Below are 20,082 nucleotides of genomic sequence, written 5' to 3' on the forward strand. Positions count from 1 at the left end.
GGGTCGTGGTCAGCGGTTGTAGGCGGGCATCGGGCCGCGCAGCCGGGCGCCGATCTCGTCGCAGGCGGCGGTGACGTCGGAGGGCAGCGGGCCCGCGGCGGCGGCCCTGATGTTGGCGAGCAGGTGCTCCGTCCGGGAGCCGCCGAGGAGCAGTGCGTCGGTGGAGGGCCGGTCGAGCAGCCAGCGCAGCGCGAGGTCGGTGAGCGGGAGGCCGGCCTGCTCCGCCACGGCGGACAGTGCTTCCACGGCGGTGAAGAGCCGTTCGTCCCAGTACCGCTGCCGGTACATGGCGGCGAGCCGCGAGTCGCCGAAGCGTCCGGAGCCTGGCTCCTGCCCGAAGTGGTGACGGCCGGTCAGCAGGCCGCCGCCGAGCGGGTTGTAGACCATGGTGCGCAGGCCCGTGACGGCCGCGTACTCGACGTACTCCTCCTCGACGCGGCGGGCGAGGAGGTTGTGCAGCTGCTGGGCGACGACCGGGCGCGGGGCGCCCACCTCGTCAGCCGTGCGGACGAGTTCGCCGATCTGCCAGGCCGCGAAGTTGGAGACGCCGAGCGCTCCGATCTTGCCCTCGGCGGCGAACTCGGCGACGGCGGCCAGGGTTTCGACGACAGGGGTCGAGCGGTCCGGCTGGTGGAGGTAGAAGAGGTCGACGTGGTCGGTGCCGAGCCGCTTGAGGCTGCCGTCCAGGGCGGCTCGCAGGCCGGCCGGGGACAGGGGCGCGTGCTGGCCCTGGTCGGGGTGCGGGATGCCGGCCTTGGTGGCCAGCACGATCCGGTCGCGGCGGCCGGGCAGCAGCTCCCCCAGCAGCCGCTCGCTCTCCCCGCCCGCGTAGCCGTTGGCGGTGTCGACCCCGGTGATCCCGGCGTCGAGGGCGGCGTCCAGCATGGCCGCCGCTCCCCCGCGGTCGACGGTGTCGCCGAAGGTCATGGTGCCGAGCACCAGTCGCGAGAGCGGGACGGTGGTGTTCGGCAGGGTGATGCCGGTCGTCACGAGGGGCTTCCTTCCGGTACGCGGCGCGGTTTCACGCCGTGGATGGCGGTCGGGTCGAGGGCGGCGCGGCGCAGGGCACGCGTGTAGGGGTCGGCCGGGGCGGCGAGGACGCTCTCGGTCCGTCCGGCCTCGACCACGCGCCCGGCCCGCATCACCACGACGTCGGTGCTCATCTCGCGCACCACGCCGAGGTTGTGCGCGATGACGAGGTAGGCGATGCCGGTCTCCTCCTGCAACTCCCTGAGCAGAGCGAGCACTTGGGCCTGCACCGACACGTCGAGCGCGGAGGTCGCCTCGTCGCACACCAGCAGGTCGGGGCGGGAGGCGAGGGCGCGGGCGATGCCGATGCGCTGCCGCTGGCCGCCGGAGAAGTCGGCCGGGCGGCGCTCCAGGGCGGACGGGGGCAGGCCGACCTGGTCGAGCAGTTCGGCGGCGCGGCGGGCCCGTTCGGCACGGTCGGACACGCCCGCGAGGCGCAGCGGCTCGGCCACGATCTGCTGTGCGGTCAGGTGGGGGTCGAGGGAGCCGTAGGGGTCCTGGAAGACCATCTGCACGCGGCGCCGCAGCGGACGCAGTCTCCGTTCGGGCAGGCCGGCGATGTCGGTGCCGTCCAGGACGATACGGCCGGACTTCGGGGTGAGGAGGCGGACCAGGGCCCGCGCGAGGGTCGACTTGCCGCAGCCGGACTCGCCGACGACGGCGAGCGAGCCGCCCTCGTGGAGCTGGAAGCCGACCTGGTCGACGGCGCGGAAGGGGCCGCTGGGCGTCGGGTACTCGACGACCAGGTCCTCGACGGACAACAGTGTCATGTGGCGGCTCCCTCGGTGGCGGCTCCCCCTGTGACGGCTCCCCCTGTGACCGCTCCCTCTGCGGCGGGCTCGTCCTCGTCCCAGGCGCCCAGGCGGGGCACTGCCGCGAGGAGGGCGCGGGTGTAGGGCTCGGCGGGCTCGCCGACGATCCGCTCGGCCGGTCCCGACTCGACGAAACGGCCGTCCTTCATGACGTGGATGCGGTCGGACACCAGCCGGGCCACGCCCAGGTCGTGGGTGATCATCAGCATGCCGATGCCGGTGCGTTCCTGGAGTTCCATCAGCAGGTCCAGGACGCTGGCCTGCACGGTCGCGTCCAGGGCCGAGGTGGGCTCGTCGGCGACGAGGAGTTCCGGGTCACCGGCGAGGGCGATGGCGATGAGGATGCGTTGCAGCATGCCGCCGGAGAACTGGTGCGGGTAGGACGTCCAGCGGGTCTCCGGGCGGCTGATGCGGACCTGGCCGAGCAGCTCGATGCCCTTCTCCCTCGCCTGCGCCCTGGAGAGTTCGGGGTGCCGCAACCGGAGCGCGTCGCCGAGCTGCCTGCCGATGGTGTGGACGGGGCTCAGGGCGGTCATCGGGTCCTGCGGGATCAGGGACACCGTCCGTCCGCGGACCGCGCGGGCCGCGCCGGGGTCGGCGACGACGTCCCGGCCGCCGATGCGGACGCTGCCGGACAGCACGGCGAGTCCTTCCGGCAGCAGGCGCAGCACGCCCATCGCGGTGGTCGACTTGCCGGAGCCGGACTCGCCGATGAGGGTCACGGTCTCGCCGCGGCCGACGGTGAAGCTGACGCCGTCCACGGCCCGGACGACGCCGTGCCCGGTGATGAGTTCGATCTGGAGATCACGAACGTCCAGCAGCGGTGTCATGCTCCCGCTCCCTTCCGGCGGCGGGTGCGGTCGCGCAGCCCGTCGCCCAGCAGATTGACCCCGACCACGAGGAGGGCGATGACCAGGCCGGGCAGGGTGACCAGCCACCAGGAGGTGGTGATGTAGGCCTGGCCGTCGGAGATGATCCGGCCCCAGGTGGCGAACGGCCGCTGCGGTCCGGCGCCGAGGAAACTCAGCGCGCTCTCCAGCAGGACGGCCTGGGCGAGCAGCAGCAGCACGACGAGGCTCACCGGCTTCACGACGTTGGGTACGACGTGCCGGGTGAGGACCGACCAGCCGCGCAGGCCCAGCACGCGGGCGGCGGCGACGTACGGTTTCTCGCGTTCGACGAGGACCAGGGAGCGGGTCAGCCGCGCCACCTCGGGCCACTGGGCGACGGCGATCACGCAGGTGATGACGGTGACCGAGGGGCCGAACAGGGCGACGACGAGCAGCAGCATCATCAGCAGGGGCAGGGCGAGCTGCGCCTCCAGGAAGCGGGAGACGAGCGCGTCGACCCAGCCGCCGAAGAACCCGGCGGCCGACCCGGCGACGATGCCGATCAGCCCGGACACCAGGACCGCGAGGACGCCGACCGACAGGGACACCTGACCGCCATGCAGGATCCGGGACAGCAGGTCGCGGCCGAGCTGGTCGGTGCCCAGCAGATGCCCCGCGCTCAGCGGCGGCAGACGGCGCTCGGACAGGTCCTGGGCGTTGGCGTCCGGCAGCGGCAGCAGACTCGCCAGGGCGACCGGCAGGACCACGAGGGCCGTGCAGACGGACCCGGCCCAGATCTTGAAGCGGGAGCTGCGCCGCTGCCGGGTGGCGGTGGCCCGGGTGAGGTCGCGGGCGGTGACGGCACTGGGCCGCTCGGCGTGGGCGGCCGGGTCGGCGGCCGGAGTGGACGTGACACTGGCCATGGGTCAGGCCGCCTTTCCGAGTCGTACGCGCGGATCGAACAGCGGGTAGGCGAGGTCGACCAGGAGCTGGACGAGGATCGCGAGGGTGGCCGTGACCAGGACGGTGGCCTGGATGAGCGGGTAGTCGCGGGTGGCCAGGGCGCGCACGACGAGCGAGCCGACGCCCGGCCAGCCGAAGACGACCTCGACGACCACGACACCGTTGAGCAGGGCCGCGAACCGGGTGCCGAGGGCGGTGACCAGCGGCACGGCGGAGTTGCGCAGACCGTACTGCCAGGTCAGGGCTCGTTCGGAGACGCCGCGGGAGCGGGCGACCGTGGTGTAGGGGGCGGCGAGCGCGGTGGTCATCTCGCGGCGCACCAGCCGTGAGACCAGGGCGAGCTGGAGGACGGCCACGGTCACGGTGGGCAGGACCAGGCCGCTCCACGAGGTGAACCCGGAGGCGGGCAGCACCGGGAGCAGTACCGCGAAGACGGTCAGCAGCATCACGCCGGTCCAGAAGTCCGGCATCGACTGCCCGGTGATCGTCAGGACGTTGGCGCCCAGCTCGCGCTTGGTGTCGGCGCGCCGGGCCATCCAGACGCCGAGCGGTACGGCGACGAGTGTGGTGACCGCGATGGCGGAGACCGCGAGGGTGATGGTGTACGGCAGCCGGTCCATGACGACCTGGAACGCGGAGGCGTGGAAGGAGTAGCTGGTGCCCAGGTTCCCGGTGCACAGGTCCTTCAGAAAGATCCCGTACTGGGTGACGAGCGGTTCGTCGAGGCCGAACTGGGCGCGGATACGGGCGAGATCGGCGGCCGTGGCGCTGGGGGCCGCGTAGGCGGCGGCCGGGTCGCCCGGGGCGAGGCGCAGCAGCAGGAAGACCGTGGTGAGGGTGAGGAAGATCGCCAGCAGGCTCTGGCCGATGCGGCGGGCGAGATAGGTGGCCACGGCTCAGCCCTCCAGTCGTACGGCGGACAGGTCGTAGCAGTTGAGCTTGAGCAGGCCCAGGTCGCGCACGCGCTCGCGGCGGGCGAGCAGCGTCTTCGGAGCGAACGCCCACAGGCTGGGCCAGGTGTTCCAGATGGCGTGCTGCGCGGCGGCCAGCTTGCGGTCGCGGGCGGCGGCGTCGGTCTCGGTGGCGGCGTCCTCGAGGCGGCGCAGGACGTCGGGCACCACGTAGCCCATGTAGGTGTCGCGGGTCCGTTCCCGTTCGGGGGTGCCGCCGTACATGCCCTGGAGGGAGGTGAGGGCCTGGCCGGTGGTGCCGGGGAAGCCGTTGCCGATGACGTCCCAGTCGCCACCGCGGCCCTGCCGCCACTTCAGGATGTCGCCGCCGGGTTCGAACTGGAGCAGGGAGGCCCGTACACCGATCTCCCGGAACATGTCGGCGACGGCTTCCATGACGGAGCTGTCGGCGGCGAACTCGCCCGACTCCCAGAGGATGCGGATCCGCAGGCCCTCGGCGCCCAGCTGCTTGAGCTGTGCCCTGGCCTTGCGCGGGTCGTAGGTGTAGGAGCCGGTGCGGACCGCGCCTTCGAGGGCGAGCGGGACGACTCCCCGCGCCGCTTCGGCGGAGTCGGTGAGGACGTCCTTGACCAGGGCCTCGCCGTCGATGGCGTAGGTGAGGGCGCGGCGGACCCGGGCGTCGGACAGCGGGTGGTCGCCGGGTTTGCGGAAGTTGTAGAAGAGCTGGCAGATGCGGACGCCGGAGGTCTCCTGGACGGCGACGCCCGGCAGACCGGTGAGCTGCTCGGCCGAGTCCGGGGTGAGGGTGTCGACGACGTCCAGCTCGCCGCTGCGCAGGGCGATGACCCGGCTGGACTCCTCGGGCACGAAGCGCACGCGGACCCGGTCGACGTGGGGCGCGCGGCCCCAGTAGCGGGGGTTGCGGGCGAGGGTGTACTCACCGGCGCCGCTGTTCGCCTCGATCACCTTGTACGGGCCGGAGCCGACGCCGCTCTGGAGTTCCTCGGGGCGGTTGGCGGCTGCCGGGGTGATGTGGATGTTGGCCATGAGGCGGTCGAGCACGGGCACCGGGCGCTTCGTGTGCAGCTCGAACGTGCGCTCGCCGGTCTTCTCGACGGTGGGCAGCTCGGGGAAGAGGCCGAGGAGGAAGGAGCCGTTGACCTTGCCGTACATCTCCACGGCGGTCGCGACGTCCTCGACGGTGACGGGGCTGCCGTCGGAGTAGCGCACGCCCTCGCGCAGCCGCACGCTCCAGGTGGTCGGCCCGGTCATCGCGAACCGGTCGGCGAGGACGAGCTGGACGCGCAAGCCGGGGCCGATGCGGGTGAGGGCCTCGCGGACCGCGCGTTGCACGGTGACGGCCGCGTCGAACTGGTTGAGCTTGTTGTCCAGGCTCACCAGGGAGCGGTTCAGGCCGAGGGTGAGGGTGCCGGGGCCGGGGGCTCCGGTGGGTCCGGCGCAGGCGGACAGGGGGCCGAGGGCGAGGCCCGTGCCGCCGAGCGCGCCGAGGCGGAGCAGGGTGCGGCGGCGGACGGGGCGGACCAGGGGGTCTCGCGGGGGCTGGTGGTCCGGGGGTGCGCTGTGCGGGCTTGGGGTCATCGTCGACCTTCTCGCGTTCCGGGAGGCGACCGGCTCGGTGTTCGTGCGGCTCTCGCCTCGGCCCGGTCGGGGGCCCGGCCGGCGGGATACGAACAGGTGTCGCGCCGGAAAAGGTGGCACGGTTGCGCGAATCACGCAAGGGGTCTCGCGCATTTCGCGCAACTCATGTCATCATCAGTTCCACGAGGCAGCCCGACCGGGCCGCCCGAGGAGGTACCTGTGTCCCTCTCCGCAGCCGGCTCCGGCGGCCCCGCCCGAGCCGCCCACCGGCCCGTGCTCGCGCTGGCCGACGATCTCTCCGGTGCCGCCGAGACCGCCGTGGCGCTGCGCACTCCCGCCCGGATCCTGCTGGGTCCGGCCCCCGAACCGGTGGCTGCCCCACCCGGCGAGGCCCTCGTCGTCGACCTCGACTCGCGGCAGCTGCCCGGGGCGCGGGCGGCGCGCGCGGTGCGCGACGTCACGCACGCGGCCCCCACCGGCACGGTGCTGTTCAAGAAGATCGACTCGCTGTTGCGGGGCAATCTCGCCGCCGAGGCGGCCGCCTACGCGCAGGGCGGCGCGGGCGTGGTGATCGCCACCGCGTTGCCGGCGGCCCGGCGTACGGTCCGGGGCGGCGTCGTGCATCTCGACGGGGTGCCGCTGCACGAGACGGAGGCGTGGCGCGCCGAGACCCGGCCCGCCCCGCCCTCGGTCGCCGCGGCGCTCGGTGACCTGCCGTCGGCTCCGGTACCGCTCACGGTGGTGCGCGGCGCACCCGGCGCACTGCGGGAAGCGCTGCGTGCGCGTTTCGCGCAAGATCGGCATCCGGTGTGTGACGCGGAGACCGAAGCCGACCTCGACGCGATCGCCGCGGTGGCGCTCGAACTGGGCCCCGGTGTACGGCTGTTGGGCACGGGTGGGCTCGCGGGCGCCCTGGGACGTCTGCTGGGCACCCGCGTGCCCACGCCACTCGCGCCGCATCCCGGGGACACCGTACGGCCGCTCCTGGTCGTCGTGGGAACGGCGGAGCCGTCCGCCCGCGGACAGGTCGCGCACCTCGTCGCGGACGGAGCCCAGCACATCGCCCTCGGCACCCGTGAGCTCCTGCGCTCCCCGCAACGACTCTCACCTCCGGTCGCCCCCGTCACGGTCGTCCGCATCACCGGGGCGGCCAGTCCCGCCCTGGCGCGCCGGCTGGTCGCCGCGCTCGCCGACACCGTCGCCGACGCGGCGCACGGCTGCGACCTGGTCCTCACCGGCGGCGAGACCGCCCGCCGCGTCCTGGACGTCCTGCGCATCACCGACCTGCGCCCGGTGGGCCAGGTCCACCACGGCGCGGTGGTCTCCCGTACGCCCGACGGCCGTTCGGTCGTCACCCGGCCCGGCAGCTACGGCGAGGCCGACTCGCTGCGGCGCATCGTCCGGGCACTGCGCCCCGCACCCGTACACCACGTTCCGACCGACCCCACAGGAGTAGCCCCGTGAACGCAGTCCCCTCCGCCGCCACCGCCGGTCACACCGCGGCCACCGCAGCGCCGCTCCCGGTCATCGCGGTGACCATGGGCGACGGCGCGGGCATCGGGCCCGAGGTCATCGTGCCGGCGCTGCTGCACCCCGACACCCTGCGCGACTGCCGTCCCGTGGTCGTCGGCGACGCCGAGCGCCTGCGGCAGGCGGCCGGCGTCCTCGGTATCACCTGCGAGATCGTGCCCGTCGACACCCCGGCCCAGGCGGAGTTCACGCCCGGCCGCGTCAACGTGATCGACCTCGGGCTGCTCCCCGCCGACCTGCCCTGGGGCGAGCTGTCCGCCGTCGCGGGTGACGCCGCCTACCACTACGTACGCGTCGCCGCCGAACTGGCCATGCGCGGCGAGGTGGACGGCATCTGCACCGCGCCGCTCAACAAGGAGGCCCTGCACGCCGCCGGCCACCTCTACCCCGGCCACACCGAACTCCTCGCCCACCTCACGGGCGTGGAGGAGGTGTCGATGATGCTGTCCACGCCCAGGGTGAAGGTCATCCACGTCACCACCCACATCGGGCTGATCGACGCGGTCAACCGCATCGAGCCCGGCCTGGTGGAGCGCACGGTGCGCCGCGGCCACGAGGCCATGGTGCGCGCCGGGACCACCGACCCGGTGATCGGCGTGTGCGGCATCAACCCGCACGCGGGCGAGAACGGCCTGTTCGGCTACGGCGAGGAGGAGACGAAGATCGTCCCGGCGCTGGAGACGGTCCGCGCCGACGGCATCGACGCCCGCGGCCCGCTGCCCGCGGACACGGCGTTCTACCTGGCCTCGCGCGGCGACTACGACCTCATCGTGGCGATGTACCACGACCAGGGGCACGGCCCGGTCAAAGTCCTCGGCATCGAGGCCGGGGTCAACCTCACCGTCGGTCTGCCCGTGATCCGCACCTCCGTCGACCACGGCACGGCTTTCGACATCGCCGGTACGGGCCGGGCCGAGGCCGGTAGCATGGTCGAGGCCCTGCGCCAGGCCGCCGAGATGTCGACCGCCCCGGTCGCCCGCTGACCTCGGTCGGCGACAGGTACGTTGTACGGCCCAGGACCTTTAAGGACACGAAGAACCGATGTCTGTGATCGGATCCAAGGCGCGGCGGGACCGCATCGTCCACCTCGCCACCACCACCGGCCTCGCGAGCGTCGAAGAGCTCTCCCAGCTGTTCGGCGTGACGGCGTCGACCATCCGCCGCGACCTGGCCAAGCTCACCACGGACGGCCGTCTGGCCCGCACCTACGGCGGTGCCATGGCGCTGGCCGCGCACCCCGAGGCGTCACTGCGGCAGCGCGTGGGCGAGGCCTTCGAGGCCAAGCAGGCCATCGCCCGCTGGGCGGCGGCGCGGGTGCGGCCCGGCGAGACCCTGCTGCTCGACGCCGGCTCCACGGTGGGTGCGCTCGCCCACGAGCTGCGCACGGCCGAGGACATAACCGTGGCGACGACCGGACTCACCGCGCTGCAAGCGCTGTCCGACGTCGAGACGGTGCACGTGGAGTGCCTCGGCGGCACCCTGCGCCCACTCAGCCAGGGCTTCGTCGGACCGCTCACCGAAGCGGCCCTGGAGCGCATGACGTTCGACCGGGTCTTCCTCGGCACCGACGGCATCTCCCCCGAACACGGCATCTGCGAGGCCGACCTGCGCCAGACCCGCCTCAAGGAACTGATGGCCCGCCGCGCCGACCACGTCTACGTCCTCGCCCACGCGGCGAAACTGGGCCGCCGCCCCTTCCACGCCTGGACGGCGCTGCGCGAAGGCTGGACGCTGGTCACCGACGACACGGCCGACCCGAGCGTGCTCGAAGCACTGCGGGCGCGCGGGGTCAGAACCGTGACGACCACTCCGGAGCCGGTGCCGGTCGCGCCGCGCGGCGGCGACGAGTAGGGCCGCACAGGCCCGATCCGCCGGACGGTGCCGGTCATGACGGCGCCGTGCCCGTGGCCCTGGCTCGGGGCCCGGGCCCCGCTGCCGCCGAAGCGGAATCCCCTTCGCCTCCTGGCCGATCGCGCTCAGCAGGATCACCACGGCGACGGTGGGCAGGACGGTCCACGCCCTCGCGTGCAGACTGAACGCGAACAGCCCCCGCCGGCCGAAGGCGGGTTCGATGACGAAGAACGCAGCGGTGGCCGGCAGATACCCCGGCGAGTAGCCGCTCTGCCGACCAGAAACCGCGCCGGGCGGGCGGGTGCCGAAGAGCGGGGCGCCGATCGGCCGCATCGCCAGAGTGGCGGTCGTGAGGAAGGCCATGTCGGTCAGCGACAGGCAAGGCGCGCACCAGGATTGGGCCGAGTGCGGCGGCTCCGGCTAGCGGGGAGGAACCCGCCTTCTCGGCGTCGTGGCAGCGCCGGACGCGGCGGTGTCGAGGAGGCGGCGGAAGGTGGGGCACTCCAGGTGGCGGGGTGCGGGGCACGCGGCGGCATGCCGCAGGGAGTCGCGCAGGGCGCCCAGTTCACGGATCCGCCGGTCCAGTTCCTCGGCCTTGTCCGTCAGCATCCGCCGGTCGATGTGCGGCTCCCCCTCCGGGGTGAACACGAGCGCGATCTCGTCGAGCGTGAACCCGGCCGTCCGCCCCAGCGCGATCAGCGCCAGCCGTTCCAGGACGCCCGGGTCGTACTGGCGGCGCAGGCCGCGCCGGCCGGTCGAGGCGATCAGCCCCTTCTCCTCGTAGAACCGCAGGGTCGAGGCGGGCACCCCGGCGCGCTGCGCCACTTCGGCGATGTCCAGCTCTGTCATTGTCTTGACCTCAAGTCGACTTGAAGCAGAACGCTGTCAGCACGGCACGACGAAGGCAAGCAGAGGGGACCGCGAGCATGGACGCCGAGCGCAGGACCGACGAGGAACAGGCCGCCCGCTGGAACGGGCGCGCCGGAGACGCCTGGGTCGATCTCCAGGCGGTGCTGGACGAGATGTTCAGGCCCTTCGAGGACCTGCTCGTCGAGGCGATGGCCGCCGAACGGGCGGGCCGGGTACTCGACGTGGGCTGCGGCACGGGCGGCATCACACGGGCCGTCGCACGGCGGGTCGGGCCCAGCGTCGGTGTCGACATCTCCGGCCCGATGATCGAGGCCGCGCGGGCGTGGGCCGAGCGGGAGGGCGTTCCGGCGTCCTTCGTCCGTGCCGACGCCCAGGAGTACGCGTTCGAGCCGGGCACCTTCGACGCCGTCATCTCGCGTTTCGGCGTCATGTTCTTCGACGACCCCGTACGGGCCCTCGCGAATCTCCGGAGCGCCGTCCGGGACGACGGTGTTCTCCGGTTCGTCGTCTGGCGCGATCCGGGCGAGAACCCGTTCATGACGACGGCCGAGCGCGCCGCCGCCCCGTTCCTGCCCGACCTGCCCGCCCGGCGCCCCGACCAGCCGGGGCAGTTCGCCTTCGCGGACCCGGAGCGGGTCCGCCGCGTCCTGGCGGAGAGCGGCTGGGCGGGGATCGACATCCGGCCGGTCGACGTGGTCTGCACCCTGCCGGAGCGGGACCTGGTCCGCTACTTCACCCGGCTGGGTCCGCTCGGCATGTTCCTGCCCGAGGTGGACGAGCAGACCCGCGCGCGGGTCGTCGAGACGGTCCGACCGGCCTTCGACCCCTTCGTGCACGGGTCGGAAGTCCGCTTCACGGCGGCCTGCTGGACGGTCGGTGCCCGGGCCTCGTAGGCGAAACTTTCGTGAGGCCCGGCCCCCTTTCGTACGTGCGGGCGCCCGGCGCATAGTGAGATCGATATGACGCCCAAGAGAGCACTGGTGGTCCGGGGCGGCTGGGAGGGGCACCAGCCGGTCGAGGCGACGGACCTGTTCCTGCCCTTCCTGCGAAGCAATGGATACACCGTCCGGGTCGAGGAGTCGACCGGCGTCTACGCCGACGCCGCCGAGATGGCCGGGACCGACCTCGTCGTGCAGTGCGTCACGATGTCGCAGATCACGCGCGAGGAGCTGGCGGGGCTGAGTGCCGCGGTCGTGGCCGGCACCGGCTTCACCGGCTGGCACGGCGGCATCGCCGACTCCTTCCGCGCGTCCGCCGACTATCTGCACCTGGTGGGCGGCCAGTTCGCCACCCACCCGGGCAAGGAGCCGTGCGAGCGCCGCGGGGAGGCGGAGGACAACTTCCTGCCGCACACCATCGCCCTCACCGAGGCCGGCCGCGAGCACCCCGTCACCGCGGGCATCGAGGACTTCGAGCTGCACACCGAGCAGTACTGGGTGCTCCACGACGACCTCATCGACGTCCTGGCCACCACCACGCACCCGACCCGGTCATGGGAACCCTGGCACCGGCCGGTCACCTCACCGGCGGTCTGGACCCGCCGTTGGGGCGCCGGACGGATCGTGGTGACGACGCCCGGGCACAGCGTCGACGTCCTGGAGAACCCCAACGTCCGCACCATCGTCGAGAGGGGCATGCTGTGGGCGACGCGCACCGCGTCGGTGTCGTAGGGCTCGGCGTCATCTCCCGCGCGTACCTGGACACGCTCGCCGGCCGTTCCGCCGTGCGGGTCACCGCGGTCGCCGACCTGGACGCCTCCCGGTCGGCGGCCGTCGCCGCCGAACTTCCCGGCGTCCGGGCTCTGACGGTGGAGGAGTTGCTGAGCAGCCCGGACGTGGACACGGTGCTGAACCTCACCACCCCCGCCGCGCACGCGGCGATCGCCCTCGGCGCCATCGGCCACGGCAAGCACGTCTACGGGGAGAAGCCGCTGGCCGCCACGCTCGCCGAGGCGCACGCCGTCATCGACGCCGCCGCGAAGGCGGGGGTCGGGGTGGGATGCGCGCCGGACACCGTGCTCGGCACCGGCGTCCAGACCGCGCGGGCGGCCGTGGCGGCGGGGAGCATCGGACGCCCGCTGTTCGCCTCGGCCGTGATGGTCACCGCGGGCCACGAGCGCTGGCACCCGCACCCCGACTTCTACTACACCGAGGGCGGCGGGCCCCTGCTCGACATGGGGCCGTACTACCTCGCGTCCCTGATCCACCTGCTGGGTCCGGTACGGGCCGTGACGGGGGCGTCGAGCCGGCTGCGCGCCGAGCGGGTCATCGGTTCCGGGCCGCGTACGGGCGAGCGCATACCGGTGGAGGTGGACAGTCATGTCTCCGGTGTGCTGGAGCATGCGGACGGGACGCTGACGACGATCACGACGAGCTTCGACGGGGTGGCCACCACGGCGGCCCCGATCGAGGTCCACGGCGAGCGGGGGACCCTCGCCGTCCCGGACCCCAACCGCTTCGACGGCGACGTACGGCTCTTCGAACTCGGCGGCACCCAGTGGCGGACCCTCCCGCCGTCCGCGGGCTACGCCGACGGCGCCCGCGGCGTCGGACTGCTCGACTTCGTCGCCGCCGGCGGGCGGCGGGCGCCGCGTGCGAACGGCGAACTCGCCCTGCACGTGCTGGAGACGATGACCGCCCTGCTCCGTTCGTCGGCCGAGGGACGGCGGATCGAGCTGACGACGTCGGCACAGCCGCCCGCCCCCGTGCCGCTGACGGCTGCCGAGGAGTGGGGAGCCCGGCCCGCCGCGAGCCCCGCGTGACGGGGCGGAGTCCCGGGGGGTCAGTCCACGGGCCAGGTGTGTGCGGGCGCGTTCATGTGCATGTAGTCCATGTACGTCGTGGTCATCTGCCGCAGCGCCTCTCGCCGGTCGGAGATGCCGGCCTTCTCCAGGTGGTGGACGGTCTCGGCCTGCCACAGGGCGCCGTTGCGGGCGGTGACGCAGCGCTGCTCGATGATGCCCAGCAGGGGTTCGCGCCAGGCCGCGTCCATGCCGGCCAGCTCCAGGCCCCGGTGGGCGAGCGGCAGCAGGCGCCGCAACACCAGTTCCGTGACCGGCACTTCACCGGTCCCGGGCCAGTACAGGCGGGCGTCGATGCCCTCGCGGGACGCGGTGTGCAGGTTCTCCTCGGCGACCGAGAAGGACATCCGCGTCCACACCGGCCGGTCCTCGTCGACCAGGGCGCGGGTCAGTCCGTAGTAGAAGGCGCCGTTGGCGATGGTGTCGGCGACGGTGGGGCCGGCGGGCAGCACCCGGTTCTCGATCCGCAGGTGCGGGCCGCTCCCGGTGACGGCGTAGACGGGGCGGTTCCAGCGGTAGATCGTGCCGTTGTGCAGGGTGAGTTCGCCCAGTTGCGGGATGCCGCCGTGGTCGAGCATCTCCTGCGGGTCCTCGTCGTCGCACAGCGGCAGCAGGGCCGGGAAGTAGCGGACGTTCTCCTCGAAGAGGTCGAAGACGCTGGTGATCCACCGCTCGCCGAACCACACCCGGGGCCGTACCCCCTGGGCCTTGATCTCCTCGGGCCGGGTGTCGGTGGCCTGCTCGAACAGGGGGATACGGGTCTCGCGCCACAGCTCCCTGCCGAACAGGAAGGGCGAGTTCGCCGCCAGGGCGATCTGCACCCCGGCGACGGCCTGGGCGGCGTTCCAGTAGTCGGCGAACTGCCTGGGGGCGACCTGGAGGTGGAACTGGGTGCTGGTGCAGGCGGCCTCGGGCGTGATGGTGTCGGCGTACGTCGACAGGCGCTCCACGCCGTCGACCGTGATCCGCAGGTCCTCGCCGCGCGCCGCGAAGATCTGCTCGTTGAGCAGCCGGTAGCGCGGGTCACCGGAGAGGGCGGACTCGCTCACGTCCGACTCCCGCAGGGTCGGCAGGATACCCACCATGATCAGGTGGGCGCCCACGGCGGAGGCCCGGTCCTCGGCGTGGTTGAGGGCGTCCCGGATCGCCTGCTCCCAGGCTCCGGGGCCGCCGGTGGTCAGCTCCCGCGGCGGGATGTTGATCTCCAGGTTGAAGCGTCCCAGCTCGCTCGACCAGGCGGGGTCGGCGATCGCCCGGAGCACGTCCGTGTTGCGCATGACCGGCAGACCGTGATCGTCCACCAGGTTGAGCTCGATCTCCAGCCCGACGTGCGGGCGCTCGCTCTCGAAGCCGGACTCGTGCAGCATCCGGGCCAGCACTTCGAGGTCGGTGTGCATCTTGTCCCGGTACCGACGGCGGTCCTCCCGTGTGAACACCAGGGCCGGCACGTCACGTCCCATCGTGCTCCTCCCGAGTTCCCTCGGCGGATACCCCTGGTCGGATACCCCTGGTCCCAGAGTCGCACCTTGTCGTGACGGCCGCACCCACCTAGCCTGACTTTGTGCCGCAAATAAACAAACCCCGAACGCACAGTGTCGTGCCGGGCAACGGCGACTCCCTCACCCGACTCCGCGTCGCGATCACCGTCTTCTTCGCGCTGGACGGCTTCGTCTTCGCCGGCTGGGTCGTGCGCATCCCCGCCATCAAGGAGCAGACCGGCGCCTCCGCCAGTGCCCTCGGCCTCGCCCTCCTGGGCGTCTCGGCCGGGGCCGTCGTCACCATGATCCTCACCGGGCGCCTGTGCCGGCGCTACGGCAACCACCAGATCACCGTGGTCTGCGCCGTCCTGCTCTCCCTCAGCGTCGCCCTGCCCCCGCTGACCCACTCGGCCCTGGCGCTCGGCCTGGTCCTGCTGCTCTTCGGCGCGGCGTACGGCGGCATCAACGTCGCGTTCAACAGCGCCGCCGTCGATCTCGTGGCCGCGCTGGGGCGGCCGATCATGCCGAGCTTCCACGCCGCCTTCAGCATGGGCGGCATGATCGGCGCCGGGCTGGGCGGACTGGTCGCCGGCGCCCTCTCCCCCACCCGGCATCTGCTGCTGCTCACCGCCGTCGGACTGCTCGTGACCGCCGTGGCGGGCCGCACGCTCCTGCGGTGCGAGCCCCCGGCGCCGCCGGAACGCACGCGGCCCGAGGAGGGTGTCCCGCGTCGGCCGGCCGGCCGGACCCGGGGCCTGGTGCTCGTCTTCGGGCTGATCGCGGGGTGCACCGCGTACGGCGAGGGGGCGCTGGCCGACTGGGGCGCGCTCCACCTCGAACAGGACCTGGACGCCTCGCCGGGTGCCGCCGCCGTCGGCTACTCCTGCTTCGCGCTCGCCATGACGGTCGGCCGCCTCACCGGCACGACGCTCCTGGAACGCCTGGGGCGGACCAGGACCGTCGTCGCCGGAGGCACCACCGCGGCGGCCGGCATGCTGCTCGGCTCGCTCGCCCCGTCCCTGTGGGCGGCCCTGCTCGGGTACGCGGTGACGGGCATCGGCCTCGCGAACCTCTTCCCGGTGGCCGTGGAACGGGCGGGCGCCCTCGCCGGCCCCAGTGGGGTCGCCACCGCCTCCACGCTGGGCTACGGCGGCATGTTGCTGGGGCCGCCCGCCATCGGGTTCATGGCGGACTGGTTCTCCCTCCCCGCCGCCCTGACCAGCGTGGCGATCCTGGCCGCCGTGGCCGCGGTCATCGGCTTCGCGACGCGCACCGCCGCGGCCCGCTGATCCCGAACGGACGGCTCAGGCGTCGGCAGCCGCGTGGACGCGCCGCCCGTCCACGAAGGTCTGAAGGACGCGGGTGGCGGCGATCTCCTCGGGCGGGCCCGCGAACGGATCACGGTCCAGGACGACGAGGTCGGCCGCCTTGCCGACGGTGATGCTGCCGGTGATGTCGTCGAGGTGGTTCACATGGGCGCTGCCCGCCGTGTACGCGGCGACGGCGGTCCCCAGGTCGAGGCGCTGCTCCGGGAGGAAGGCCGGGGTGCCGTCGGGCGCGTCCGGGGTGATGCGGTTGACGGCGACATGGGCGGCCTGGAGGGGGTCGGGGCTGCTGACCGGCCAGTCGCTGCCGGCGGCCAGGGTCGCCCCCGCGCGCAGCAGACCGCCGAAGGGGTACTGCCACGCGCCGCGTTCGGCACCGAGGAAGGGCAGGGTCAGTTCGTCCATCTGCGGTTCGTGCGCGGCCCACAGCATCTGGAGGTTGGCGCTCGCGCCCAGGGCGGAAAAGCGCGGCAGGTCGTGCGGGTGGACGACCTGGAGGTGCGCCAGGTGGTGGCGGGTGTCGCGCCACCCGTTGGCCGTCCGGGCGGCCTCCACGGCGTCGAGCGCCTCGCGTACGGCCCGGTCGCCGAGCGCATGGAAGTGCACCTGGAAGCCGAGCGCGTCGAGCGCGGTGACGTACTTCCTCAGCTCTCCCGGTTCTACGAAGCTGATGCCGCTGTTGTCCGAGGCGCAGCCGCAGCCGGTCAGATACGGGGTGAGCAGGGCGGCGGTGTGGTTCTCGGCGATGCCGTCCTGCATGATCTTCACGGTCGTGGCGCGGAACCGCCCGAGGCTCAGCTCCTCGCGCCGGGCTTCGAGTTCGGGGATCTGCTCGGCGCCGCGCCCGCGGTCCCACCACAGGGCGCCGACGACGCGGGCGGTGAGCAGGCCCCGGTCGAGGGCCGCCCGGTAGGCGGGCGCCGGGTCGGTCATGTTGGCGAACGCGCCGACGATGGCGTCCTGCCAGGCGGTGACGCCGTGGGAGTGCAGCACGGCCTGGGCCCTGAGCAGGCCGGCGAGCTGTTCCTCCGGTGTCGGGACCGGCACCAGCCTGCCGACGAGGTGGACCGCGCCCTCCTGGAGCATGCCGGTGGGGTTGCCGCCGGCGTCGCGCTCGATGCGGCCGTCGGCGGGGTCGGGGGTACGGGCGTCGAGGCCCGCGCGCTCCAGGGCCCGGCTGTTGACCCAGGCGCCGTGGTGGTCGCGGTTGGGCAGGAAGACGGGGCGGTCCGGGACGATCGCGTCGAGGGCGGCGGCGGTGGGCGAGCCGCCTGGGAACGCCTCCAGGGACCAGCCGCCACCGGTGATCCACTCGGCGTCGGGGTGCTCGTCGGCGTAGGCCTTGATCCGGCGCAGGTACTCGTCCGGGTCGACGGTGTCGGCGAGATGGCACAGGCCGAGTTCGAGGCCCGCGCCCTGGGGGTGGACATGGGCGTCCTGGAAGCCGGGCAGCAGCAGTTTCCCGGCCAGGTCGACGACCTCGGTGCCCGGCCCGATCAGCTCGTGCACCTCGTCGTGGCCGACGGCGGCGATCCGCCCGCCGCGCACGGCCACGGCGGTGGCGCGGCTGCGGGCGGGATCGACGGTGTGCACGGGGCCGCCGGTCAGGACGAGGTCGGCGGGTCCCGTGGCCTGGGGGTGAGACATGGGGATGAGCTCCATGAGGGGGTCAGACCGCCGTGCGGTCCATCGGGAGGGTGAGGGACTCGGCGTCGGTGCCGTGCCCGGTGGCGAAGTACGGCGCGTGCCTGACGTACTTGGCGATCGCGGCCATGCCGAGGCCGGCCAGCACGATCACGGCGGGCAGCGAGAACATGAACCAGCCGTTGTCCGGGCTCAGTTCGAAGTGGTCGGTCATGGTCAGGTACGAGTATCCGAGGTAGCCGCCGAGGCCCAGCAGTACCAGGCCGGACAGGGCGGGCACACCGACGGCGAGCAGCGCCTCACGCACTCCCGCGTGCCGCGCGGAACGGAAGCGCACGGCGCAGGCGAGCGCGGTGAGGCCGTAGTAGAGGGCGACGATCAGGCCGATGGCGTTGACGGCGGCCAGCAGCATGTCGCTCAGCTCGGGCAGCGCGACGGCGAGCAGGGCGATCACGCCGGCGATGGCCGTCACCACGACCGTGCCGACGGCGGGCGTGCCGTGGCGCGGGTGGATCCTGGTCCACAGCGGGCCCATGGTGCGGTCGCGGCCCATGGCGAGCAGCCCGCGCGCGGTGGGGATCAGGGTGGCCTGCACGGAGGCGACGGCGGAGAACATCAGCGCGATCAGGGGCAGGGTCGCCCAGGGTTCGGCGGCCAGTTTCTCCCCGAGGTACGGCAGGGCCTGCGGGCCGTTGCGGACGAGTTCGGCGAGGCTCATCTCGCGTTGGAAGGCGACCGAGGCGAAGAGGAACAGACCGAGCATGGCGAACAGGGCGATGAAGCCGCCCCGGGCCGAGTCCTCGGGCTTCCTGGTCTCCTCGGTGACGCTGAAGGCCGCGTCCCAGCCCCAGAAGAAGAACACCGCGAGGACCAGGCCCTGGGCGAAGGCGGTGCCGTCGGGGATCTCGAAGGGGTTGAACCAGGACAGGGAGAAGGCGTGGTGGCCGGTGACCAGGGCCCAGCCGCAGAAGCCGAGCAGCACCGTGTACTCGAAGACCAGCAGGGCGAACTGGAAGCGGGTGGTGGCACGCATCCCGGTGACGGTCAGGGCCGTGAGGGCGAGGAGGATCACCAGCCCCACCGCCGTGGTGACCCCGGTGGACGAGGGGTCGAGTCTGATGCCGGCGAGGGTGTGCAGGCCGGTTCTGTTGGCGAGGATCAGGACGACCGAGCCCATGATCGCGCTGGTGTAGGCGCAGAAGACGACCGAGCCGACCACGGTGACCCAGCCGGTCAGGAAGCCGGGCCAGGGGCCGAGGGACTTGCCGACCCACACGTAGCCGTTGCCGCAATTGGGTTCCGAGCGGTTGAGCCGGGCGTAGGCGGTGGCGATGCCGAGGACCGGCAGGAACGCGAGCAGCAGGAGCGCCGGGGCCTGGAGGCCCACGATGGAGGCGGTCGTCCCCATGCCGATGGCGATGCTGGTGGTGGCGGCGGTGCTGGAGGCGGCGAGGGCGACGCCGTCGACGACGCCGAGGGAACGGCGCAGGGCGGGGCGTGGCCCGGTGGACGGGCTCGGTGCGGACGACATGGAGGGCTCCTCGGGGACGAGGGGACGGGAAGAGCCGCGCGGGACTGCGATCGAACAGCCGAGGCGCCCATTGCGTCAATCCTGTTGACATAAGTGCGGCCGGGCCGTTCCCTGAGTGCCGAAGCAGGCGGTCGGCCGCTGCGAGAGGAGCCCGGTCATGTCCACCCGTGTCCCGCAGGAACGCAGGCGCCGGCGGCCCACCCGCTCCGGGGTCCTGCTGTCGGAGGACCTGATCGTGGCCACCGCGCTGCGGCTGATCGGCGAGCACGGTCCCGAGGCGCTGAGCGTCCGCCGGCTCGGCGCGGCTCTGGGCTGCGATCCGAGCGCTCTCTACCGCTACTTCCACGACACCGACGACCTGGTGCTGGCCATCGCGGACCGGATCATCGGTGACGCGATGGCCGGTTTCGTCCCCGGGGACGACTGGGTGGCCGCACTGCGGGAGATGGCCCTGCGGGTCCGCGCCGGGTATCTCGCCCACCCTCGCGCGGCCGCCCTCGCCGCGCACCGGGTGACCCGGCGCAGGAACGAGATCCAGGCCGTGGAGACGGGGGTCCGGCTGCTGCTGTCGGCGGGTTTTGAGCCGTCCCGCGCCGCACGGCTCTACCTGGCCTTCATCGACACCGTCCTCAGCCACGCCGCCGCGGACGCCGCGTTCGAGGCCCTGCCGCGCGAGCGGCGCGAGGCCGATCACCGCGCCTGGCGGAACGTCTACCAGGGCCTGGACCCGGATACGTACCCGGCTCTGACCGCCGTCCGCTCCGAACTGCCGGCGATGGCGGACAGTTCCTTCGAGGAGGCGGTGGACCTCGTGCTGGAGGCGCTGGCGGCGCGGGCCCCCAAGGAGCGCTGAGCGGCCCCGCTCGACGCCGGCCGCGTCCCCGGCCCGGGTGATCGGCACCCTGGATC

The 20,082-nt window shown here is 73.1% G+C and carries 18 protein-coding genes; 8 read left to right on the forward strand and 10 right to left on the reverse strand.

Annotation, left to right across the window (positions count from 1 at the left end; translation table 11 throughout):
- Positions 1–9: 9 nt before the first annotated feature.
- Genes ABEA82_RS15995 through ABEA82_RS16020 form a run of 6 tightly spaced genes read right to left on the reverse strand, consistent with a single transcriptional unit; the run spans position 10 to position 6,144 of the window.
- Positions 10–990, reverse strand: a complete 981-nt coding sequence (locus tag ABEA82_RS15995; RefSeq protein ID WP_345662139.1) for an aldo/keto reductase — start codon at positions 988–990, stop codon at positions 10–12.
- The gene (locus ABEA82_RS16000; protein WP_345662140.1) at positions 987–1,799 is read right to left on the reverse strand and encodes an ATP-binding cassette domain-containing protein; all 813 of its coding nucleotides are present in this window, start codon (positions 1,797–1,799) and stop codon (positions 987–989) included. Before ABEA82_RS16000 ends, ABEA82_RS15995 begins: the two co-directional genes overlap by 4 nt.
- Entirely contained in the window at positions 1,796–2,671 is an 876-nt protein-coding gene (locus tag ABEA82_RS16005) for an ABC transporter ATP-binding protein (protein WP_345662141.1), read from the reverse strand. Before ABEA82_RS16005 ends, ABEA82_RS16000 begins: the two co-directional genes overlap by 4 nt.
- On the reverse strand, positions 2,668–3,594 hold the full coding sequence (locus tag ABEA82_RS16010; protein WP_345662142.1) for an ABC transporter permease: 927 nt from the start codon (positions 3,592–3,594) through the stop codon (positions 2,668–2,670). Before ABEA82_RS16010 ends, ABEA82_RS16005 begins: the two co-directional genes overlap by 4 nt.
- Positions 3,595–3,597: 3 nt before the next feature.
- A complete protein-coding gene (locus ABEA82_RS16015; protein ID WP_345662143.1) occupies positions 3,598–4,527 on the reverse strand; it encodes an ABC transporter permease in 930 nt (309 codons plus the stop codon).
- Between the two features lie 3 nt (positions 4,528–4,530).
- A complete protein-coding gene (locus ABEA82_RS16020; RefSeq protein ID WP_345662144.1) occupies positions 4,531–6,144 on the reverse strand; it encodes an ABC transporter substrate-binding protein in 1,614 nt (537 codons plus the stop codon).
- 219 nt (positions 6,145–6,363) lie between these two features.
- Between ABEA82_RS16020 and ABEA82_RS16025 the strand changes: the two genes are divergently transcribed.
- The 3 genes from ABEA82_RS16025 to ABEA82_RS16035 are packed head-to-tail and all read left to right on the forward strand — an operon-like array spanning position 6,364 to position 9,525.
- Positions 6,364–7,608: a four-carbon acid sugar kinase family protein gene (locus ABEA82_RS16025; RefSeq protein WP_345662145.1), complete on the forward strand. Its 1,245-nt coding sequence runs from the start codon at positions 6,364–6,366 to the stop codon at positions 7,606–7,608.
- The gene (pdxA, locus tag ABEA82_RS16030; protein WP_345662146.1) at positions 7,605–8,657 is read left to right on the forward strand and encodes a 4-hydroxythreonine-4-phosphate dehydrogenase PdxA; all 1,053 of its coding nucleotides are present in this window, start codon (positions 7,605–7,607) and stop codon (positions 8,655–8,657) included. Before ABEA82_RS16025 ends, pdxA begins: the two co-directional genes overlap by 4 nt.
- Before the next feature lie 58 nt (positions 8,658–8,715).
- Complete coding sequence (locus tag ABEA82_RS16035) at positions 8,716–9,525, forward strand: DeoR/GlpR family DNA-binding transcription regulator (RefSeq protein ID WP_345662147.1); 810 nt, start codon at positions 8,716–8,718, stop codon at positions 9,523–9,525.
- Between the two features lie 420 nt (positions 9,526–9,945).
- On the opposite strand, the gene ABEA82_RS16040 is transcribed toward ABEA82_RS16035, so the two are convergent.
- Complete coding sequence (locus ABEA82_RS16040) at positions 9,946–10,374, reverse strand: helix-turn-helix domain-containing protein (protein ID WP_345662148.1); 429 nt, start codon at positions 10,372–10,374, stop codon at positions 9,946–9,948.
- A gap of 77 nt (positions 10,375–10,451) precedes the next feature.
- Here ABEA82_RS16040 and ABEA82_RS16045 point away from each other — a divergent pair, with 77 nt between their 5' ends.
- The 3 genes from ABEA82_RS16045 (at position 10,452) to ABEA82_RS16055 (ending at position 13,156) form a co-directional block, all read left to right on the forward strand.
- On the forward strand, positions 10,452–11,288 hold the full coding sequence (locus tag ABEA82_RS16045) for a class I SAM-dependent methyltransferase (RefSeq protein WP_345662149.1): 837 nt from the start codon (positions 10,452–10,454) through the stop codon (positions 11,286–11,288).
- A gap of 66 nt (positions 11,289–11,354) precedes the next feature.
- Positions 11,355–12,065, forward strand: a complete 711-nt coding sequence (locus tag ABEA82_RS16050) for a ThuA domain-containing protein (protein WP_345662150.1) — start codon at positions 11,355–11,357, stop codon at positions 12,063–12,065.
- Positions 12,035–13,156 (forward strand): Gfo/Idh/MocA family protein, encoded by a 1,122-nt coding sequence (locus ABEA82_RS16055; protein ID WP_345662151.1) that lies wholly within the window; start codon positions 12,035–12,037, stop codon positions 13,154–13,156. Before ABEA82_RS16050 ends, ABEA82_RS16055 begins: the two co-directional genes overlap by 31 nt.
- Before the next feature lie 20 nt (positions 13,157–13,176).
- On the opposite strand, the gene ABEA82_RS16060 is transcribed toward ABEA82_RS16055, so the two are convergent.
- Positions 13,177–14,655: a glutamate-cysteine ligase family protein gene (locus tag ABEA82_RS16060; RefSeq protein WP_345662152.1), complete on the reverse strand. Its 1,479-nt coding sequence runs from the start codon at positions 14,653–14,655 to the stop codon at positions 13,177–13,179.
- A gap of 137 nt (positions 14,656–14,792) precedes the next feature.
- Between ABEA82_RS16060 and ABEA82_RS16065 the strand changes: the two genes are divergently transcribed.
- Positions 14,793–15,962: an MFS transporter gene (locus ABEA82_RS16065; protein WP_345662153.1), complete on the forward strand. Its 1,170-nt coding sequence runs from the start codon at positions 14,793–14,795 to the stop codon at positions 15,960–15,962.
- 15 nt (positions 15,963–15,977) lie between these two features.
- Here ABEA82_RS16065 and ABEA82_RS16070 read toward each other — a convergent pair whose 3' ends face one another.
- Both ABEA82_RS16070 and ABEA82_RS16075 read right to left on the reverse strand, forming a co-directional pair.
- On the reverse strand, positions 15,978–17,645 hold the full coding sequence (locus ABEA82_RS16070; RefSeq protein ID WP_345662154.1) for an amidohydrolase: 1,668 nt from the start codon (positions 17,643–17,645) through the stop codon (positions 15,978–15,980).
- A 22-nt stretch (positions 17,646–17,667) separates the two neighbouring features.
- Positions 17,668–19,173 (reverse strand): APC family permease, encoded by a 1,506-nt coding sequence (locus ABEA82_RS16075; protein WP_345662155.1) that lies wholly within the window; start codon positions 19,171–19,173, stop codon positions 17,668–17,670.
- 157 nt (positions 19,174–19,330) lie between these two features.
- On the opposite strand from ABEA82_RS16075, the gene ABEA82_RS16080 reads away from it, so the two are divergent.
- Entirely contained in the window at positions 19,331–20,026 is a 696-nt protein-coding gene (locus tag ABEA82_RS16080; RefSeq protein WP_345662156.1) for a TetR/AcrR family transcriptional regulator, read from the forward strand.
- Positions 20,027–20,082: the final 56 nt, after the last annotated feature.

This window comes from Streptomyces venetus (assembly GCF_039540295.1).
Lineage (GTDB): Bacteria > Actinomycetota > Actinomycetes > Streptomycetales > Streptomycetaceae > Streptomyces > Streptomyces venetus.

Excerpts from the sequence above, each read along its gene's own strand:
- ABEA82_RS16000 (WP_345662140.1), bottom strand. The coding sequence starts at position 1,799 with ATGACACTGTTGTCCGTCGAGGACCTGGTCGTCGAGTACCCGACGCCC.
- ABEA82_RS16005 (WP_345662141.1), bottom strand. The coding sequence starts at position 2,671 with ATGACACCGCTGCTGGACGTTCGTGATCTCCAGATCGAACTCATCACC.
- ABEA82_RS16010 (WP_345662142.1), bottom strand. The coding sequence starts at position 3,594 with ATGGCCAGTGTCACGTCCACTCCGGCCGCCGACCCGGCCGCCCACGCC.
- ABEA82_RS16020 (WP_345662144.1), bottom strand. The coding sequence starts at position 6,144 with ATGACCCCAAGCCCGCACAGCGCACCCCCGGACCACCAGCCCCCGCGA.
- ABEA82_RS16035 (WP_345662147.1), top strand. The coding sequence starts at position 8,716 with ATGTCTGTGATCGGATCCAAGGCGCGGCGGGACCGCATCGTCCACCTC.
- ABEA82_RS16040 (WP_345662148.1), bottom strand. The coding sequence starts at position 10,374 with ATGACAGAGCTGGACATCGCCGAAGTGGCGCAGCGCGCCGGGGTGCCC.
- ABEA82_RS16045 (WP_345662149.1), top strand. The coding sequence starts at position 10,452 with ATGGACGCCGAGCGCAGGACCGACGAGGAACAGGCCGCCCGCTGGAAC.
- ABEA82_RS16050 (WP_345662150.1), top strand. The coding sequence starts at position 11,355 with ATGACGCCCAAGAGAGCACTGGTGGTCCGGGGCGGCTGGGAGGGGCAC.
- ABEA82_RS16060 (WP_345662152.1), bottom strand. The coding sequence starts at position 14,655 with ATGGGACGTGACGTGCCGGCCCTGGTGTTCACACGGGAGGACCGCCGT.
- ABEA82_RS16070 (WP_345662154.1), bottom strand. The coding sequence starts at position 17,645 with ATGTCTCACCCCCAGGCCACGGGACCCGCCGACCTCGTCCTGACCGGC.
- ABEA82_RS16075 (WP_345662155.1), bottom strand. The coding sequence starts at position 19,173 with ATGTCGTCCGCACCGAGCCCGTCCACCGGGCCACGCCCCGCCCTGCGC.
- ABEA82_RS16080 (WP_345662156.1), top strand. The coding sequence starts at position 19,331 with ATGTCCACCCGTGTCCCGCAGGAACGCAGGCGCCGGCGGCCCACCCGC.